Origin of the sequence: Paraburkholderia sp. (assembly GCF_004298475.1) — a bacterium.
GTDB lineage: Bacteria > Pseudomonadota > Gammaproteobacteria > Burkholderiales > Burkholderiaceae > Paraburkholderia > Paraburkholderia denitrificans.
Genome location: NZ_SCRP01000002.1, coordinates 378,325 through 394,357 on the forward strand (window position 1 = coordinate 378,325; position 16,033 = coordinate 394,357).

Annotated in this window: 10 protein-coding genes and 2 pseudogenes; 8 read left to right on the forward strand and 4 right to left on the reverse strand. The window is 52.7% G+C overall.

Features of this window, described 5'->3' with window-relative positions:
• Positions 1 to 104 precede the first annotated feature (104 nt).
• Positions 105 to 1,595: a xylulokinase gene (xylB, locus tag EPN59_RS01930; protein WP_293045398.1), complete on the reverse strand. Its 1,491-nt coding sequence runs from the start codon at positions 1,593 to 1,595 to the stop codon at positions 105 to 107.
• Positions 1,596 to 1,624: 29 nt separating this feature from the next.
• Positions 1,625 to 2,947, reverse strand: a complete 1,323-nt coding sequence (xylA, locus tag EPN59_RS01935; RefSeq protein ID WP_293042505.1) for a xylose isomerase — start codon at positions 2,945 to 2,947, stop codon at positions 1,625 to 1,627.
• 362 nt (positions 2,948 to 3,309) lie between these two features.
• On the opposite strand from xylA, the gene EPN59_RS01940 reads away from it, so the two are divergent.
• Both EPN59_RS01940 and EPN59_RS01945 read left to right on the forward strand, forming a co-directional pair.
• Positions 3,310 to 4,572 (forward strand): DNA-binding transcriptional regulator, encoded by a 1,263-nt coding sequence (locus EPN59_RS01940; protein ID WP_293042502.1) that lies wholly within the window; start codon positions 3,310 to 3,312, stop codon positions 4,570 to 4,572.
• A 20-nt stretch (positions 4,573 to 4,592) separates the two neighbouring features.
• Positions 4,593 to 5,672, forward strand: a complete 1,080-nt coding sequence (locus EPN59_RS01945) for an aldose epimerase family protein (protein WP_293042499.1) — start codon at positions 4,593 to 4,595, stop codon at positions 5,670 to 5,672.
• Between the two features lie 60 nt (positions 5,673 to 5,732).
• Here the strand turns inward: EPN59_RS01945 and EPN59_RS01950 are convergent, their stop codons facing one another.
• Both EPN59_RS01950 and EPN59_RS01955 read right to left on the reverse strand, forming a co-directional pair.
• Positions 5,733 to 6,587 (reverse strand): 3-hydroxybutyryl-CoA dehydrogenase, encoded by an 855-nt coding sequence (locus EPN59_RS01950; RefSeq protein WP_293042496.1) that lies wholly within the window; start codon positions 6,585 to 6,587, stop codon positions 5,733 to 5,735.
• Positions 6,588 to 7,065: 478 nt separating this feature from the next.
• Positions 7,066 to 7,635, reverse strand: a pseudogene (locus EPN59_RS01955) (IS5 family transposase); the annotation flags it as partial.
• A 52-nt stretch (positions 7,636 to 7,687) separates the two neighbouring features.
• Between EPN59_RS01955 and EPN59_RS01960 the strand changes: the two are divergent.
• The 6 genes and pseudogenes from EPN59_RS01960 to EPN59_RS01985 form a co-directional block, all read left to right on the forward strand.
• The gene (locus tag EPN59_RS01960) at positions 7,688 to 8,311 is read left to right on the forward strand and encodes an isochorismatase family protein (protein WP_293042494.1); all 624 of its coding nucleotides are present in this window, start codon (positions 7,688 to 7,690) and stop codon (positions 8,309 to 8,311) included.
• Positions 8,308 to 10,281 carry an anthranilate synthase family protein gene (locus tag EPN59_RS01965; RefSeq protein ID WP_293045400.1) on the forward strand — a complete coding sequence of 658 codons (1,974 nt, stop codon included), beginning with the start codon at positions 8,308 to 8,310 and terminating at the stop codon, positions 10,279 to 10,281. The genes EPN59_RS01960 and EPN59_RS01965 overlap by 4 nt, the downstream gene beginning before the upstream one ends.
• 18 nt (positions 10,282 to 10,299) lie before the next feature.
• Positions 10,300 to 11,769, forward strand: a complete 1,470-nt coding sequence (locus tag EPN59_RS01970; protein WP_293045403.1) for an MFS transporter — start codon at positions 10,300 to 10,302, stop codon at positions 11,767 to 11,769.
• 62 nt (positions 11,770 to 11,831) lie between these two features.
• The gene (locus EPN59_RS01975) at positions 11,832 to 13,565 is read left to right on the forward strand and encodes an AMP-binding protein (RefSeq protein WP_293045405.1); all 1,734 of its coding nucleotides are present in this window, start codon (positions 11,832 to 11,834) and stop codon (positions 13,563 to 13,565) included.
• Positions 13,566 to 13,657: 92 nt separating this feature from the next.
• The gene (locus EPN59_RS01980; RefSeq protein WP_293045408.1) at positions 13,658 to 15,229 is read left to right on the forward strand and encodes a thioester reductase domain-containing protein; all 1,572 of its coding nucleotides are present in this window, start codon (positions 13,658 to 13,660) and stop codon (positions 15,227 to 15,229) included.
• A gap of 12 nt (positions 15,230 to 15,241) precedes the next feature.
• Positions 15,242 to 15,559: pseudogene (locus EPN59_RS01985) on the forward strand (LysR family transcriptional regulator); the annotation flags it as partial.
• Between the last annotated feature and the right edge of the window lie 474 nt (positions 15,560 to 16,033).

Consider the following 16,033-nt stretch of genomic DNA (forward strand, 5'->3'; position numbering starts at 1 on the left):
GCCGTCAACGGCGATTCGCCCCTGACACGACGTCGAAACAGAACTGCTTATCTTCATGCACGGCTACACCGGCCGGGCAGCTTTCTGCTTCCCCGGCGCCCCAATCAGGCTCCGGTGGCAAAAACAGGTTCGAGCGCGCGATAGAGCGCGCGGAACGTCGGTCGACGTGCCTCGCGATACCAGGCGTGGCGCGCAGCGTCCGGTTCGCGCACGGCCAGTACAGTCGGTTGCGGACACACCGATTCCAGCGTCGCGGCCGGTTCCAGCGCAAGGTGCGCAAGGCGCGCCGCACCGAGCGCCGGCCCGACTTCGCCGCCCGCGCGCAGCGTCAGTGCGCGGCCGCTGATATCGGCTAGCATCTGCGTCCACCAGGCGCTGCGCGAACCGCCGCCGATCACCGTGATCGAATCGGGCACAAGCCCGGCGGCGTGCAACGCATCCATGCCGTCGAGCAGCGCGAAACCCACGCCTTCGAGCGTTGCATTCGCAAGATCGGCGCGCGTGGTCTGCGCCGTCATGCCATAAAAAACGCCCTTCGCGTTAACGTTGTTATGCGGCGTGCGCTCGCCGCTCAGATAAGGGAGAAACCACGGGCGGCGCGCATCGGTTTGCGCGTTCGAGTGCGCTTCGGCATCGGCGAGCAAGGCCGCCACGCTTTCGTAACCCGTGCATTGCGCGGTGAAATCGAGGCAACTGGCGGCATTGAGCATCACCGACATCAGATGCCAGGTCTGCGGCAGCGCATGGCAGAAGCTGTGGACGGCCGATTCGGGATTCGCGCGAAAACCGTCCGATACCGCGAAATAGACGCCGGATGTGCCGAGCGACAGCATCGCATCGCCGGGGCGCACGATCCCGACGCCAACCGCGCCCGCCGCGTTATCGCCGCCGCCCGCGACCACGGGAATTTCGCGCAGCCCGAATTCGCGCGCCAGTTCCGGGCGCAGCGTGCCGGTGATCCGGTTGCCCTCGAAGACCGCGGGCATCTGCTCGCGCGCAAGCCCGCATGCAGCCAGCAACGCATCGCTGTAATCGCGCTTCGCGATGTCGAGCCACAGCGTGCCGGAAGCGTCCGATGCATCCGTCGCGAATGCGCCGGTCAGCAGATAACGCAGATAATCCTTCGGCAACAGAACATGCGCGATGCGCGCGAACACTTCGGGTTCATGCTTGCGCACCCACAGCAGCTTGGGCGCGGTAAAACCCGGCATCGCAAGATTGCCCGCGATGGCATGCAGTTCCGGCATCGCACGTTCCAGTTCGAGACATTCGACATCGGAACGGCCATCGTTCCACAGGATCGCGGGACGCAGCACTGCACCGCCTGCATCGAGCAGCGTCGCGCCATGCATCTGGCCGGTCAGGCCGAGTGCCTCGATACGTGCAGGCTCGACGCCCGCAGTCGCAGCCTGCGCGAGCAACGCGCGCAGCGCGGTCTGCGTGGCGCGCCACCAGTCCTGCGGCGCCTGCTCGGACCAGCGCGGCTGCGGCCGGCTTGCCGTGAGCGGCGCGCTCGCGCTGCCGAGCACGCCGCCCGCGCGGTCCAGCAGCACGGCCTTCACGCCCGACGTCCCGAGATCGATACCGATGAACATGTCTCTATCCTTGCCGGTCTCGCCAGCGGCTAGCGCAGCCCGTAAATCGCCTGATTGACGATGTTTTCGAGCCGCTCCTGCTGACCGCTCGCGTGCTGCGGATTCATGCCGTGCGCGGTGGCATCGGCGGCGAGCGAAGACAGCGAATAGCCGCCCGCGAGGATCTTGCGGCCGAACTCCGTATCCCAGCCCGAATAACGTTGCGTGCGAAACTGTTCGAGACGGTCGTGTTCGACGAGCACCGCGGCGCGCTCCAGCGCGATTGCGAGCACATCCATCGCGCCGACGTGGCCGTAGAAGAGATCTTCGGCGTCGCTGCTCTGGCGGCGCACCTTCGCGTCGAAATTCATGCCGCCAGTCGAGAATCCGCCATGACGCAGGATTTCGTAAAACGCGAGCGTGAGTTCTTCGACGCTATTCGGGAACTGGTCCGTGTCCCAGCCGTTTTGCTGATCGCCGCGGTTCGCGTCCACGCTGCCGAACACGCCGAGCGCGAAGGCCATGGCGATTTCGTGATGGAACGAGTGGCCCGCGAGTGTCGCATGATTGGCCTCGATATTGACGCGGATTTCGTTTTGCAGGCCGTATTGCGCGAGAAAACCATAGACCGTCGCGACGTCGTAATCGTATTGATGCTTGGTGGGCTCCTGCGGCTTCGGCTCGATCAGCAGCGTGCCCTTGAAACCGGTGCGGTGCTTGTGCTCGACCACCATCGAAAGGAAGCGCGCGAACTGCTCGCGCTCGCGCATGAGGTCGGTGTTGAGCAGCGTGTCGTAACCTTCGCGGCCACCCCACAGCACATAGTTTTCGCCGCCGAGCTTGCGCGTGGCGTCGAGCGCATGGCACACCTGCGTCGCGGCATAGGCGAACACTTCGGGATTCGGACTGGTTGCCGCGCCGCCCGCATAACGCGGGTTCGAAAAGAGATTTGCCGTGCCCCACAACAGCTTCACACCGCTCGCCTGCTGACGCTCGCCGATGTAATCGACCATGCGCGCGAAATTCTCGGTGTAGTCCTTCAGGTCCTTGCCCTCGGGCGCGACATCGGTGTCGTGAAAGGTATAGAAAGGCGCGCCGAGCTTCGAGAAAAACTCGAACGCGGCGTCGGCCTTCTGGCGCGCGCGCTCCATGGCGTCGCCCGGCTGCTGCCACGGACGATGAAACGTGCCCTGCCCGAAAATATCGACACCGGGCCACACGAACGTATGCCAGTAGCACACGGCGACACGCAGATGCTCTTCAAGGGTTTTGCCGAGGATTTTCCGCGAGCGGTCGTAATGGTGAAAAGCGAGTGGATTGTCCGACTGCGGGCCCTCGTAGCGGATCGCGGGAATATGTTCGAAATACTGCATGGCGACTCCTCTCATGTTGCGGCGCAACGGCACGCGCCCGGCTGTGTGAGAGCCATACTGCCCGCGCCGCACGGCGAGGGGAATTGCGAAATTGCGGGAGCCCTATAACGTTTCCTGCCAGCCGCACGCGTGCCGCCCACGCGCCGCAAAATGTCGGCCTAAAATAACTGCACGCTTAAAAGGCAAAAACCCGAAGCGAAACCCGAGCCGAAGCCAGAGCCAAGACAGCGCCGCGTGAACAACACACACGCGACCGCCCGCACAAGGAACAAGGAACAAGGAACAAGGAACAAGGAGACGATGGCGTCGACAGCCCCGCGCCCGCCAGCCACGGCCCGCCGCGATGTCGCGCCCGACATGCCATGAACCGCGCCCCCGCTTCCCAGACGCCGCACCGCATCGCGCTGCTCTTCAACGCGAATAAGGTCTATGACCGAGAGATCATTGCGGGAATCGGCCATTACCTGCATTCGACGCGCGTTGCGTGGGACCTGTTTCTCGAAGAGGACTTCCGCTGCCGCCTCGCGGGCATCGAGCGCTTCGACGGCGACGGCATCATCGCCGACTTCGACGACCCCGCCGTGGCCGAGGCGCTGATCGGCTGTCGCCTGCCGGTGGTCGCAGTCGGCTCCTCGTTCGAGGACCCCGCGCACTACCCGCCCGAGCTGCCCTATATCGCCACCGACAACGCCAAGCTCGTCTCGCTCGCATGGACGCATCTGATCGGCGCAGGACTGCCGCATCTCGCGATGTACAGCCTGCCGGTCGCGCAGGAGAACCGCTGGGCGCAGGAGCGCGAACTGGCCTTCCAGAAGCTCGCGCAGGACGAAGGCGTCGCCGCGCCCGTCTATCGCGGACTCGCGACGAGCGCGCCCGCCTGGAACCAGGCCATCGAGCAATTGAGCGAATGGCTGCACAGCCTGCCCAAGCCGGTCGGCGTGATCGCCGTCACCGACGCGCGCGCGCGGCATCTGCTGCAGGCGTGCCTGATCCACGGCATCGCGGTGCCCGAACAGGTCGCGATCATCGGCATCGACAACGACCCGCTCACGCGCACGCTCACCCGCATTCCGCTGTCGTCGGTGATCCAGGGCACTGAGGAAATGGGCAAGACGGCGGCGCACCTGCTGCACCAGATGCTGCGCGGCGCGCGTTTTCCCGGACGGCGCATTCTGGTTCCGCCGGTCGGCATCAACGTGCTCGAATCGACGAAGCACGAACCGCTCTCAAGCCCGCACGTCATGCGCGCACGGCACTTCATCCGGCAATACGCATGCCAGGGCATCAAGACCGAACAGGTCGCGGACTACGTCGGCATTTCGCGATCGTCGCTGGAAGAGTATTTCCGGCGCGAACGCCAGTGCACCGTGCACCAGGAAATCCTGCGCCACAAGCTCGACGCCGCCAAGGCGATGCTCGCCTCGCGCGACGCGGCGAGCGCCGAAGTCGCGATCCGCTGCGGGTTCACTTCGCTTCAGTACATGTACGCCGTGTTCAAACGCGAACTCGGTTGCACGCCGCGCGAGTATCAGGACAGCGTTGCGCTTGCACCCATGTCTGCCCCCGCATCTTCGTCGCCGTCGCCAGCGTCCGCGCGCCCGGATTCCGGCCACGGCCGCCAATAAATATCTCCCGCTCGAGCCCCATGAACAGCTTCGCCCATCTGCCCGCCGAACCCTGGGGCACCCTGCCCGGCGGCGATCCCGTCCGGCTCTACACGCTGCGCAACGCGCAGGGCATGAAGCTGACGATCAGCGATCTCGGCGCGACACTCGTCTCGTGGCTCGCGCCCGACCGCGCCGGGCGCCTCGCCGATATCCTGCTCGGCCACGACACGCCCACCCAATACTACGCAGCGAGCACTTACATGGGCGGCCTCGTCGGGCGCTGGGCGAATCGCATCGGCGGCGCGCGCTTCACGCTCGACGGCATCGAATACACGCTCGACCGCAACGAGAACGGCAACTTGCTGCACGGCGGCGCGAACGGCTTTCATCGTGCGATGTGGCAGGTCGAAGACGATCGCGGCGCGCTGGCGCTGCGGCTCGACTCGCCGGAAGGCGACGCCGGATTTCCCGGCAACGTGAGCGTGCAGGTGCGCTATACGCTCGACGACGAAGGCACGCTCACGATCGACTACGAAGCCGTGAGCGACGCACCGACGCCGCTCAATCTCACGAGTCACGCGTACTTCAATCTCACCGGCGAGCCCGGCTCGGATATTCGCGGACACGTTCTCACGATCGACGCCGATGCGTTTCTCGAAGTCGATCCGCAGTTGATCCCGGTCGGCATCGCCGACGTGTCGGGCAGCGCCTTCGATTTCCGCCACGGTGCGCCGCTGGGCGCGCGGCTCGACTGGCCGAACGCGCAGCTCGCGCGCACACGCGGCTTCGATCATTGCTACGTGCTGCGTGAACCGGCTGCCGAACCAGGCACGGCGCGCGCGGTGCGCAACGTTGCGTGCGCATACGATCCGGGCAGCGGTCGCGAACTGAGCGTCGCGACCGACCAGTGCGGCCTGCAGTGCTATACGGGGAACTATCTGGACGGCATGCCGGGCCGCCATGGCGCGGCGTATGTGCGCCATGCGGGCCTGTGCCTCGAAGCGGGCGGCTTCCCGAACCAGATCAACATGGAAGCCCCCGAGCGCGACGCCGTGGTGCTACGCCCCGGCGCCACGTATCGTCAGGTCACGCAGTACCGCGTGGGCGTGCGCACCTGAACCGCCATGCGGGCCGGCGCACGTCGCGCTTGACACGATCACCGCGCGATCACCGCACGCTCACTTGTCGTAGCGATACACACCTTGCCCGGTCTTGCGGCCGAGCTGGCCCGCCGCGACCTTCTCGCGCAGCAGCGGACAGGCGCGATACTTCGAGTCCCCGAAGTCTTTCAGGAACACGTCCATCACGGAGAGGCACACGTCGAGACCGATCAGGTCCGCCAGCGCGAGCGGCCCAATCGGATGATTGGCGCCGAGCTTCATGCCGGCGTCGATCTCCTCGGCGCTCGCCGTGCCTTCCGCGAGCACGAAGAACGCTTCGTTGATCATCGGCACGAGAATGCGGTTCACCACGAAGCCCGGTGAATTCTTCACGTCGATGGGCGTCTTGTCGAGGCGCTTCGCGAGTTCGTGGACGTCCTGCGCGATCTGTGCGCGCGTCTGCAAACCGCGGATCACTTCCACCAGCGGCATCATCGGCACCGGATTGAAAAAATGCATGCCGATAAAGCGCGATGGATCGGCCAGCGTCGTTGCGAGCGCCGTGATCGAAATCGACGACGTGTTCGACGCGATGATCGCATCCGGCCGCGCAGCGGCTTCGATCTGCTTGAGAATGCGCGTCTTGAGTTCGGCGTTCTCGGTCGCGGCCTCGATCACGAGATCCACGCCCGCGAGACGCTGGTAATCGGTGGACGTTTCGATGTGCGTGAGCGCCGCGTCGCGCACGTCGGCGGCGAGCTTGCCCTTCGAAACGAGCCGCTCGAGGCTGTGCGTGAGCGTCGCCACGCCTTTTGCGAGCGCTGCGTCGGTCACGTCGATCATCACCGCCTTCAGGCCCGCGACCGCCACCGCCTGCGCGATACCGTTGCCCATCGTGCCCGCACCCACGATCCCCACCGATTCGATAGCCATGTCTCGTCCTCGCTCTTCTGTCTGCGACGCCGGCGCATCGCGTATCTGGAATGCCGGTGGTGCGGTGCACCAATGTCTGACAGTTTAGCGGGTGTGGGGAATGGGTGGTGCGGGTGTGGGCGCGCGTTCGGCGCTGAAATGGCGCGAAGTGCCGCACTTCGAGTGACGCTTCGTCGGCAGGGTTGGGGATGCTCTATCCGATTCATCGGTGGTCGGTGCGTTCGTACGCGTCCGAATTTTGAAAATTTTTCGTGCCCGCAATGTGCGCATCACAAATGAAAAACATCATATGTCGTGTTTAGTGGTGCGAATCTGTAATTTTTGGACACACCAACGCTTCGTTAAACATTTTTAGCGAAGCCCGATTTTTTAACGCAGCCATTCCATTTCCGATTCTTTATTAATCTGGAGATTCAAATGAAAGAGCTTACCGCCTCTGAAATTTCTTCCGTCTCGGGTGCCGATGGTCTGGAGCGTGTTAGGCACTTTGGATAATAGGTGCGGCATGAACAAGCATAAGCATGGCGAAGACGACGAAGTGCAGGCCTGCGAGAGTTTCAGGCAGACGCTCGTAGTCGCGTGCCAGCCGCCTGAAGCGGTTCAGCCATCCGAAGCCGCGCTCGACCACCCAGCGGCGCGGCAGCAGCACAAAGCCTTTCTTCGCCTCGGGCAGTTTGATGACCTGCAATTGCATGCCTTCGTCGCGCGCGGCCTGCGCAGCCGTGTCACCCGTATTGCCCTGGTCAGCAAAGGCGAGTTTCACCGTCTGACCCGTGACGTGCTGAACTTGACGCGCAAGCTCGCCCACCTGCGCACGCTCCTGCTCGTTGGCAGGCGTAATGTGCACCGCGAGCAGCATGCCCAGCGTATCGACAGCCATATGAACCTTGCTGCCCCGCTTGCGCTTGTGGCCGTCATAGCCCGCGCGCGGTCCGCTTTCGCACGTGGACTGCAACGTGCGTCCATCCAGAATCACTGCACTGGGCTGAGCCTGGCGTTCCTGCGCCACGCGCAGCACCGAACGCAAATCGTTGACCATCGCCTCGAAGCCAGGTTGCCAGGTTTCGCTGCAAATACCTAACACCCTCTAGGAGAGTGCAATGGCAAATATCCCTAGTGTCATCACTTATAAGCTACCTGAGTTCGCTGAGTTCCCGTCAAACATAGCGAAATGGAAAGTAGATACCAATAGGGCTGTCCTGTTGATACACGACATGCAAAAATATTTTATTCGATCATTTGATGATGAAATTAAAATTAAATTGATCAAGAATATTTATTTAATAAAGAATTGGTGCATCGAAAATAATATACCTGTTGCCTACTCTGCTCAACCCGGAGGCATGAACGAGGAGCAGCGTGGATTATTAAAAGATTTCTGGGGCGCGGGCATGAAGATAGCCGCAGAAGATCGAGAGGTTATTGATGAAATCTCGCCAACATCAGAAGATTGGCAATTTGAGAAATGGCGATACAGCGCATTTTATCGTTCAAATCTGCTTAAAAAAATAAAAGAAAACAAAAGAGATCAACTCTTAATAACTGGGGTGTATGCCCATATTGGAGTCTTGGCAACAGCAGTAGAATCTTTTACCAACGATCTTGAAACATTTGTGGTAGGGGATGCCATTGCAGATTTCTCCCATAGCCATCATCGACTGACAATGGAATATGCCGCAGAACGTTGCGCCGTCGTAATCCCCACTCAGGATATTTTGTCATGAGCACGATAAATTCGTCTGCCACTATTAATACCAACGAATTTGCATCAATTTTCTCCCCTTCCCCAGAGCCATTTGCCATTCTATATCGACCAGAAAGCTCCCCCAATGAATCAGTGGATATATTCACCTGCGATGTAAAAATCGCAGAAGAGATCGGTGAAATTACAATTAACAGAAATCGCAACACAAACGGAGATAACTTCTACTCCACTCTTGTACTAATTCCGTATAGACAAATCAAGGAGAGAGGGTTTGACTTTGTTGATGATCATACGCCTCTTGTTGTCATGGAAGTCAAAACTCAAACAAAACTACCTAAAAAACTTCTTGTTGAATATATTAATAACATCCCCATTACGCTAGACGAAGGACGCTACGACATAGACGATGATGAATATGGGAAGATAGCCAGATCGATTATTACTGAGGAAATCAGGAAAGGCGCTGGCGCCAACTTTGTATTAAAAAGATCTTACATATCAAAAATTAATGGCTACGACATTCAAAAGGCCCTCTCAATTTACAAGAATGTGCTAGAGCGGGAGATGGGAGCATATTGGATTTTTATTGTCTATACCGGCGATATGACTTTAATAGGAGCAACTCCAGAACGGCATGTAAGCCTGTCCGAAAGGAAGATAACGATGAATCCCATCAGTGGGACATACCGTTATCCGAAAACCGGCCCCTCAGTTAGAGGGCTGCTGGACTTTCTGGAGGACAATAAGGAAGTAGAAGAACTTTACATGGTAGTAGATGAAGAGTTGAAGATGATGTCTCGAATTTGTGACGCAGAACCAACTCTCACGGGGCCGTATATAAAAGAAATGACAAAATTAGCCCATACGGAATATCTCATCGAGGGAACAACTTTTCTGAGCCCACAAAAAATAATTAAAGAAGCACTTTTCGCCCCCACTATTACAGGCAGCCCCCTGGAGAACGCCTTTCGCGTAATAAAAAAATACGAGCCAAATGGAAGAGGATATTATGGAGGGGTAATCTCGCTATTCGGCTCAGATAAAAATGGACTTGATTACATCGACTCATCAATATTAATTAGAACAGCGCAAATTGATACTTCCGGCGAGCTTAAGATAAGCGTAGGATCAACTTTGATTAGAAGTTCCAACCCCATAACGGAGGCTTTTGAAACCACAACAAAGGCCGCAGGATTATTGTCGGCAATAAAACAAGCACAGAACGAAAATAACTCAAACAGCCCTACCTTCAATAGGATTAATTTTCACGAACTACCAGAGGTCCAGAACTCACTAAAGTCGCGCAACAGTTTTATATCGAATTTCTGGCAAAAAGAATTCAAGCAAAAGCATCGATATGTTAGCTCCCTTCAAGGGCTGAAAACGTTAATAGTTGATGCAGAGGATACGTTTACGTCCATGCTATTCCACCTTATTCGAGCACTTGGGCTGAATGTTGTGGTGGCTAAACATGACGAACACTACAGTGTTAAAAATTTTGATGTTATTGTACTTGGCCCGGGGCCAGGAAACCCAGAGAACAAGAGTGACATTCGGATTATCAATATTGAAAAAACAATAAAAAATGTCATTCTCGAAGGAATTCCATTTTTGGCTATTTGCCTGAGCCACCAAATACTTTGCTCGCATCTTGGGATCAATATCTCCCTAAACGAATCACCCAGCCAAGGACTACAGAAAGAGATCGACCTGTTTGGCGATAAAGAGCGCGTAGGATTTTACAACTCCTATACTGGAATATCCACAGCAAATAAATACTCGATGGATCGGCTGGGATTAATTGAAATATCCAGGGATGAAATCACAAATGAAGTACATGCCGTAAGAGGAGAAACGTTTTCATCAATGCAATTTCATCCCGAATCCATCTTGACTCAAAATGGAGTTGATATTCTAGAAAAAAGACTCGTCGAAATTTTTTCAAAGAAAAATAAAAACACCCTTAGACCGGCGTTAGCCTCCCAATAATTAATCAAAAGGACGGACATGAATCAGATAATATCTGCAGAGCACAAAGCAGATAGTAGAGCCTGGCTTGGACTCACGGTCGTTTTAAGCCTGGTTTTGCTGGTTGCCATGGATGGCTCTGTGTTGTACCTGGCAATGCCAAAAGTTGCCGCATCACTACAACCAACGGCCGACCAGGCATTATGGATATTAGATATATACGGATTCATTGTGGGATCGTTATTAGTGGCTTTCGGAAATATCGGAGACCATTACGGCAGACTCAAGTTGCTAGTCGCAGGATCATTAACATTTGGACTGGGTTCAACTCTTGCGGCATATTCAACGTCGGCAGAAATGCTAATCATATCGCGGGCTATCATGGGGCTCGGTGGTGCAACACTATTACCCTCTGGGCTTGCTATTGTAAGTAACCTATTTTTAAATCCTCGACAACGTGCACAGGCAATAGGGATTTTTGCGGCCACATTTGCCGGAGGATTCGCAATTGGTCCAATTATAGGAGGTACTTTACTAAGCAGGTACGATTGGGGAGTGGTTTTTTTAATTAATATACCAGTTATTTTTTTATTTCTTTTAGGAGCCTGGAAACTGCTTAAAGACGTTAAGCAAGAAAATTATGGGAAAATCGATCTATTGAGTTTAGCGCTTTCTTTTGCTGGAATTTTATCTTTTATATATTCATTGAAGCATGGTGCCGCAGAAGGAATATCACTGAGCCAGATTGCCATCGGGCTTTTTGGCGCGGTTACTTTATCTTGGTTCATAAGACGCCAAAAATACATAAAGCACCCCTTGCTTGATCTTTCTTTATTTAAAGATCGAATTTTTTTAATTGCGATCGGCACCGGATTATTGTCCTTAGTGGTATGGGCAGCATCGGGCTATTTAACGGCAACATATCTACAATCAGTTCTCGGATATGATGTATTAACCGCCGCATTCCTGGCCATACCTGGAGCATTAGTTCTGACCGCGACTTGTATTTGGACCAACGAAATTGTTGAGAGAGTTGGCAGGAAGAACGCGCTTATTATGACGCATATTCTAATAAGTCTTGGCGTTCTTATATTGCTTTGGACTACTACGGATAACGGTGTTGCCGCATTCATCGCCTCAACGATGATTGCTGGGGTTGGATATGGCCTTTCCTTTAGCTTAGTTGCAGAGATAGCAGTTTCTGCAGTTCCCAAAGAAAGAGCTGGAGCCGCAGCCTCTTTGGCAGAGACTAGCAATGAAATAGGAAATGCCCTTGGTATTTCTATACTGGGATCGTTGGCTGCTTTTCATTTTAGGATATATGGCCCAGATATTGCCGGCACATTTAATGAAACTCTTATCAAAGCTGCGCAGTCAGCGGAGATCATTGATGAAGCCAGAAAAACATTCGTCGATGGCATGCATATAGCCCTCGGGGTAGGCGGAAGCATCACGCTGGCATTAGCGATTTTGGCGATATTTTGGTTGCCCAAGAAACTTCCTGAATAAACCATCTTAACAATAGCCTAAATGGTTTTAATATGCGCCTAGCTCGAATTGTCTCTCAAGTAATGCAAAAGAATACAAACCGCCCTGCTATTGGAGAGCGTGAAGTAAAATATATCACAGATAAAAAAACAGGTCAGGTTCGCATAGAACTGCTAAATAGCTATAGGACAATTACGTTTGGCCAAATGTGGGCCAAAGCGGAGGCAATTGCAAATAATTGGTATCGCAGCAGTCACTCTATTCTGAGGGATGGAGATCGAGTCGCAATAATTTCGTTTACTAGTGGCGACTACGCCACTATAGATCTCGCTTGCATTCGTCTCGGCGCGGTATCAATACATTTGCAGGCGAATTCATCTCATGAACAATTAAAATTAATAATTGAAGAGACTAGCCCAAAGATAATTGCTGCGAGCATCGAATATTTAGAAACTGCGGTAAGTCTTGCAAAATCAATCGATTCAATCAGTCAAATTGTTGTCTTTGACTATCATCACAATGTTGATGAGCACTCGGCCGTTTTAAAAAAATTTAGTGATGAATTGATTGACTCAGATAGAAAGATCTTCATTGAATCATTAAGTGAGATCATTCAGGCCGGTGAAAAAATGCCTGCTGCGCCATTCCCGGACGATGCGGAAAATAACGATCCGCTATCTATGCTTATTTACACGTCTGGTAGCACTGGTTCCCCCAAGGGAGCTATGTATACAGAAAAATTAGCATCTGGTATGTGGGGAGGTTCTTGGTCAAAAATCTTTTCGGATGAGATTGCAATCACCATTCACTATATGCCAATGAGCCATGTGGCTGGGCATTCATCCCTCAAGAATACTCTTGCACGAGGGGGGTGTAGTTATTTTACATCCAGGAGCAACTTATCTAGTTTTTTTGAAGATATCTCTTTAATACGACCAACAGAGCTATCGTTGGTACCTCGCGTCTGTGAATTGATTTATCAGAGATACAATAGCGAATTACTTAAAAGAAAAGCTACCGAAAAAAACGATATTGATGTAGAAGAGAATCTAATGAAAGAGTTTAGATTTAAACTCTTGGGCGGACGAGTTGCCTGGGCTGGATGTGCATCTGCTCCGCTTTCCAAATATCTGTCGGACTTCATTGAGTCTGTTCTGGGAATAGAGCTTCATAGTATTTACGGATCTACTGAGGCCGGCGTTGTCTGGATGGATAATAAATTAATGAAGCCCCCAGTAATTGATTATAAAATAATTGATGTTCCTGAACTAGGATATTTGACGTCCGATAAGCCATATTCAAGGGGTGAGTTGTTATTAAAAACTGAGTCAATAATACCGGGCTACTACAAAAGGCCGGAGCTAAATGCTGAAATATTTGATGATGAGGGATATTACATAACTGGAGACATAGTTAAGGAGGTCAGTGATGGGAATCTTTATTTTGTGGATAGACGTCGTAACGTTGTCAAGCTTTCCCAAGGTGAATTTATCGCCACAGCTAATCTGGAAACAATTTATGGAGCTAGCCCGCTGATTAAGGATATTTTTATTTACGCCAACAGCGAATGGTCGTCTCCCTTGGCGGTAATTGTGCCCACTTCCGATGTATTGAAACAACATAATGAAAAAGAATCTTTCGTCAAAAGATTAATACGAGATTCTTTGCGAGAAATAGCAAAGAAATCTGCCCTTAAAAGCTATGAAATTCCAAGAGATTTTTTGATAGAGAAAATTCCTTTTGTCTTGAATGGTTTGTTATCTGACCACGGCAAGCCGATTTGGCCAAAACTGCGCTCACACTATATTGATCATTAACTCGTCTTTATGAAAGCTCCCTCAATAAAGAAGCGGAGACATTACTTGATATATATAAAAATGGAGAAGAGCAGAGCGCACTTGATACGTTGATGCGTCTTGCACAAGGACTGGTTGGAGAAGTAGATGCAGGTGAGATTTCTCCAGATCTCTCTTTCCGAGAAATCGGCGGCGATTCTTTGTCGGCGGTACATTTTTCCCTTACTATTGAAGATATATTTGATGTAAGGCTGCCGATAGATGTTTTAATTAGCCCCGCTTATGATTTAGCGCATATCGCAAAATATATAGATGCCAAACGCAATCGAGAGACTGCTAGACCAGGATTTAGCCTAATTCATGGGGCAGCACCAACAGTAATATATGCCAACCAGTTAAAACTGGATAGATTTTTAGGCGAGAAATTTAGAGATGGTGCCGCGACAGTTCAAAGTGCTGGAAAAAAAACAAAGGTACTTTTGACAGGTGCTAGTGGATATCTTGGGAGGTTTTTGTGCTTGAGGCTAATGGAGGAATTGAGCAAAACTGGGGGCGAATTAATATGCATTGTTAGAGCCAAGGACGACGAGTCTGCTAGACGACGTCTTGAAGAGTCATTTGGAACAGCCGATAGTACGCTGACTTCAAAGTATAAATCGCTTGCTAATGAATATTTGCATGTTATGGCCGGAGACATTGCAGAGAGCAAGCTTGGATTGTCCGAAGAAAGCTGGGGTTATTTGGCCGCCGAAGTTGATGCGGTATTTCATGTTGGAGCTTTGGTTAATCATGTTTTACCGTATAAGGATATGTTTGAGGCCAACGTTGTCGGTACCGCAGAGCTTATAAGTCTCGCCCTTAATACGAAAATTAAACGTTTTACTTTTATGTCTAGTATTGCTGTTGCTGCTCCTTCAGATAAAGATCCAGCATTGGATGAATATTCGGATATCAGGCAGAGTTTAGCGTATCAGAATATTGATAACTCATATGCAAATGGTTATTCGCTAAGCAAATGGGCAGGAGAAATCCTACTTCGTGAAGCTCATGAGCTTTACGGTTTACCAGTGACTGTCTTCAGGTCTAGCATGATTCTGGCTCACCGTGAGTACAGAGGGCAGATTAATGTACCTGATATGTTTTCCCGTTTACTTTATAGCATAATAAATGCCAGGTCCGCCCCCCTCTCCTTTTATAAAAAAAGCAGCGATGCACCGCGACCGCATTATGATGGATTGCCGGTTGATTTTACTTCAACCGCTATTATTAATCTATCAAATGAAAATTCAAATAAATATATAACGTACAATTTGGTTAACCCCCATGATGATGGCATTTCTCTTGATACAATTGTGGATTGGCTCCAAACCTTTGGCTTTGATATCAAACGTACGGAGCAGTATAACGAGTGGATTGGCGGATTTGAGTCTTCCCTGAAACAATTTCCCGACAGTCTTAAGGTTCACTCCTTTTTACCTCTTATTGATTCAATCCAGGAACCTCAGAATGCGGTCTCGGGATCTGTTATTCCGTCTGATCGATTCAGGGAGGCAATGAAACGACAAGGGGGCGAGGTAGAGGATTCATTCATTCCCCGCATAACAAAATCTCTTATCTGGAAATATATTTTGGATTTCAAGGAATTAGGGCTGTTTGTGGATGATATTCCCGTGAAGCAAGAATAATAAGATGGAGTAATGGGAATTCGGCACCTTCGTTGTTTTCTCGCAGTTGCTGAAGAACTTCATTTCGCGCGTGCAGCGGAGAAACGGCATATCGGGCAATCCCCGCTGTCACGCACGATTAAGGAATTGGAAGAGGATTTGGGCGAACAACTATTTGTTCGCACCAGCCGCAGTACTCAGCTGACGCGAGCAGGCAAGCTGTTTCTGGAACACGTGCCGCGCGTATTCACCGCGTTGCAGCAGGCACGCGACAGCTTGAAAGCGGCGGCCAGTGGCTTCCAGGGCCAATTGCGGCTCATTCACCGCATCGCGACTAACCCCGGGATCACGCTCGCTGACGTAGTGGTTCAACTTCCCGGCCTGGATTCGCACAAGCTACGCCAACTCGTCACTGAACTCTGCCGTCAGGACATCCTGGAATTAACCCATCAGCAACGGGATATAGCAACGCCCGAATCTGCATATCTATAGTCATGCTAATCCCATACGTATTTGTGCTCACGTGGCTCATTCCAGAAACCAAGGGCCTTTCAAAAAGCGAAATCGCGTCCCTGGTGGAATCCGCGAGGCTGTCATCCATCCCTCGAATCAAAAAATACTCTGGATACGCTTTTGTTGTTTCAATGTTTTTACCCATAATTTTATTTACCTCTGCATTCGTAAAACTGGGGATCATCCCGGGTGAAATGTCTTTCATTTTTCCTTTGCGGATAGCAATGCTTTCGATGCTTTCGATAATTTCAAGCTATTTTTTGAAGTCATTATTCAACACCCTTATCTTCAAACCCGCCATCTATGAGCAGT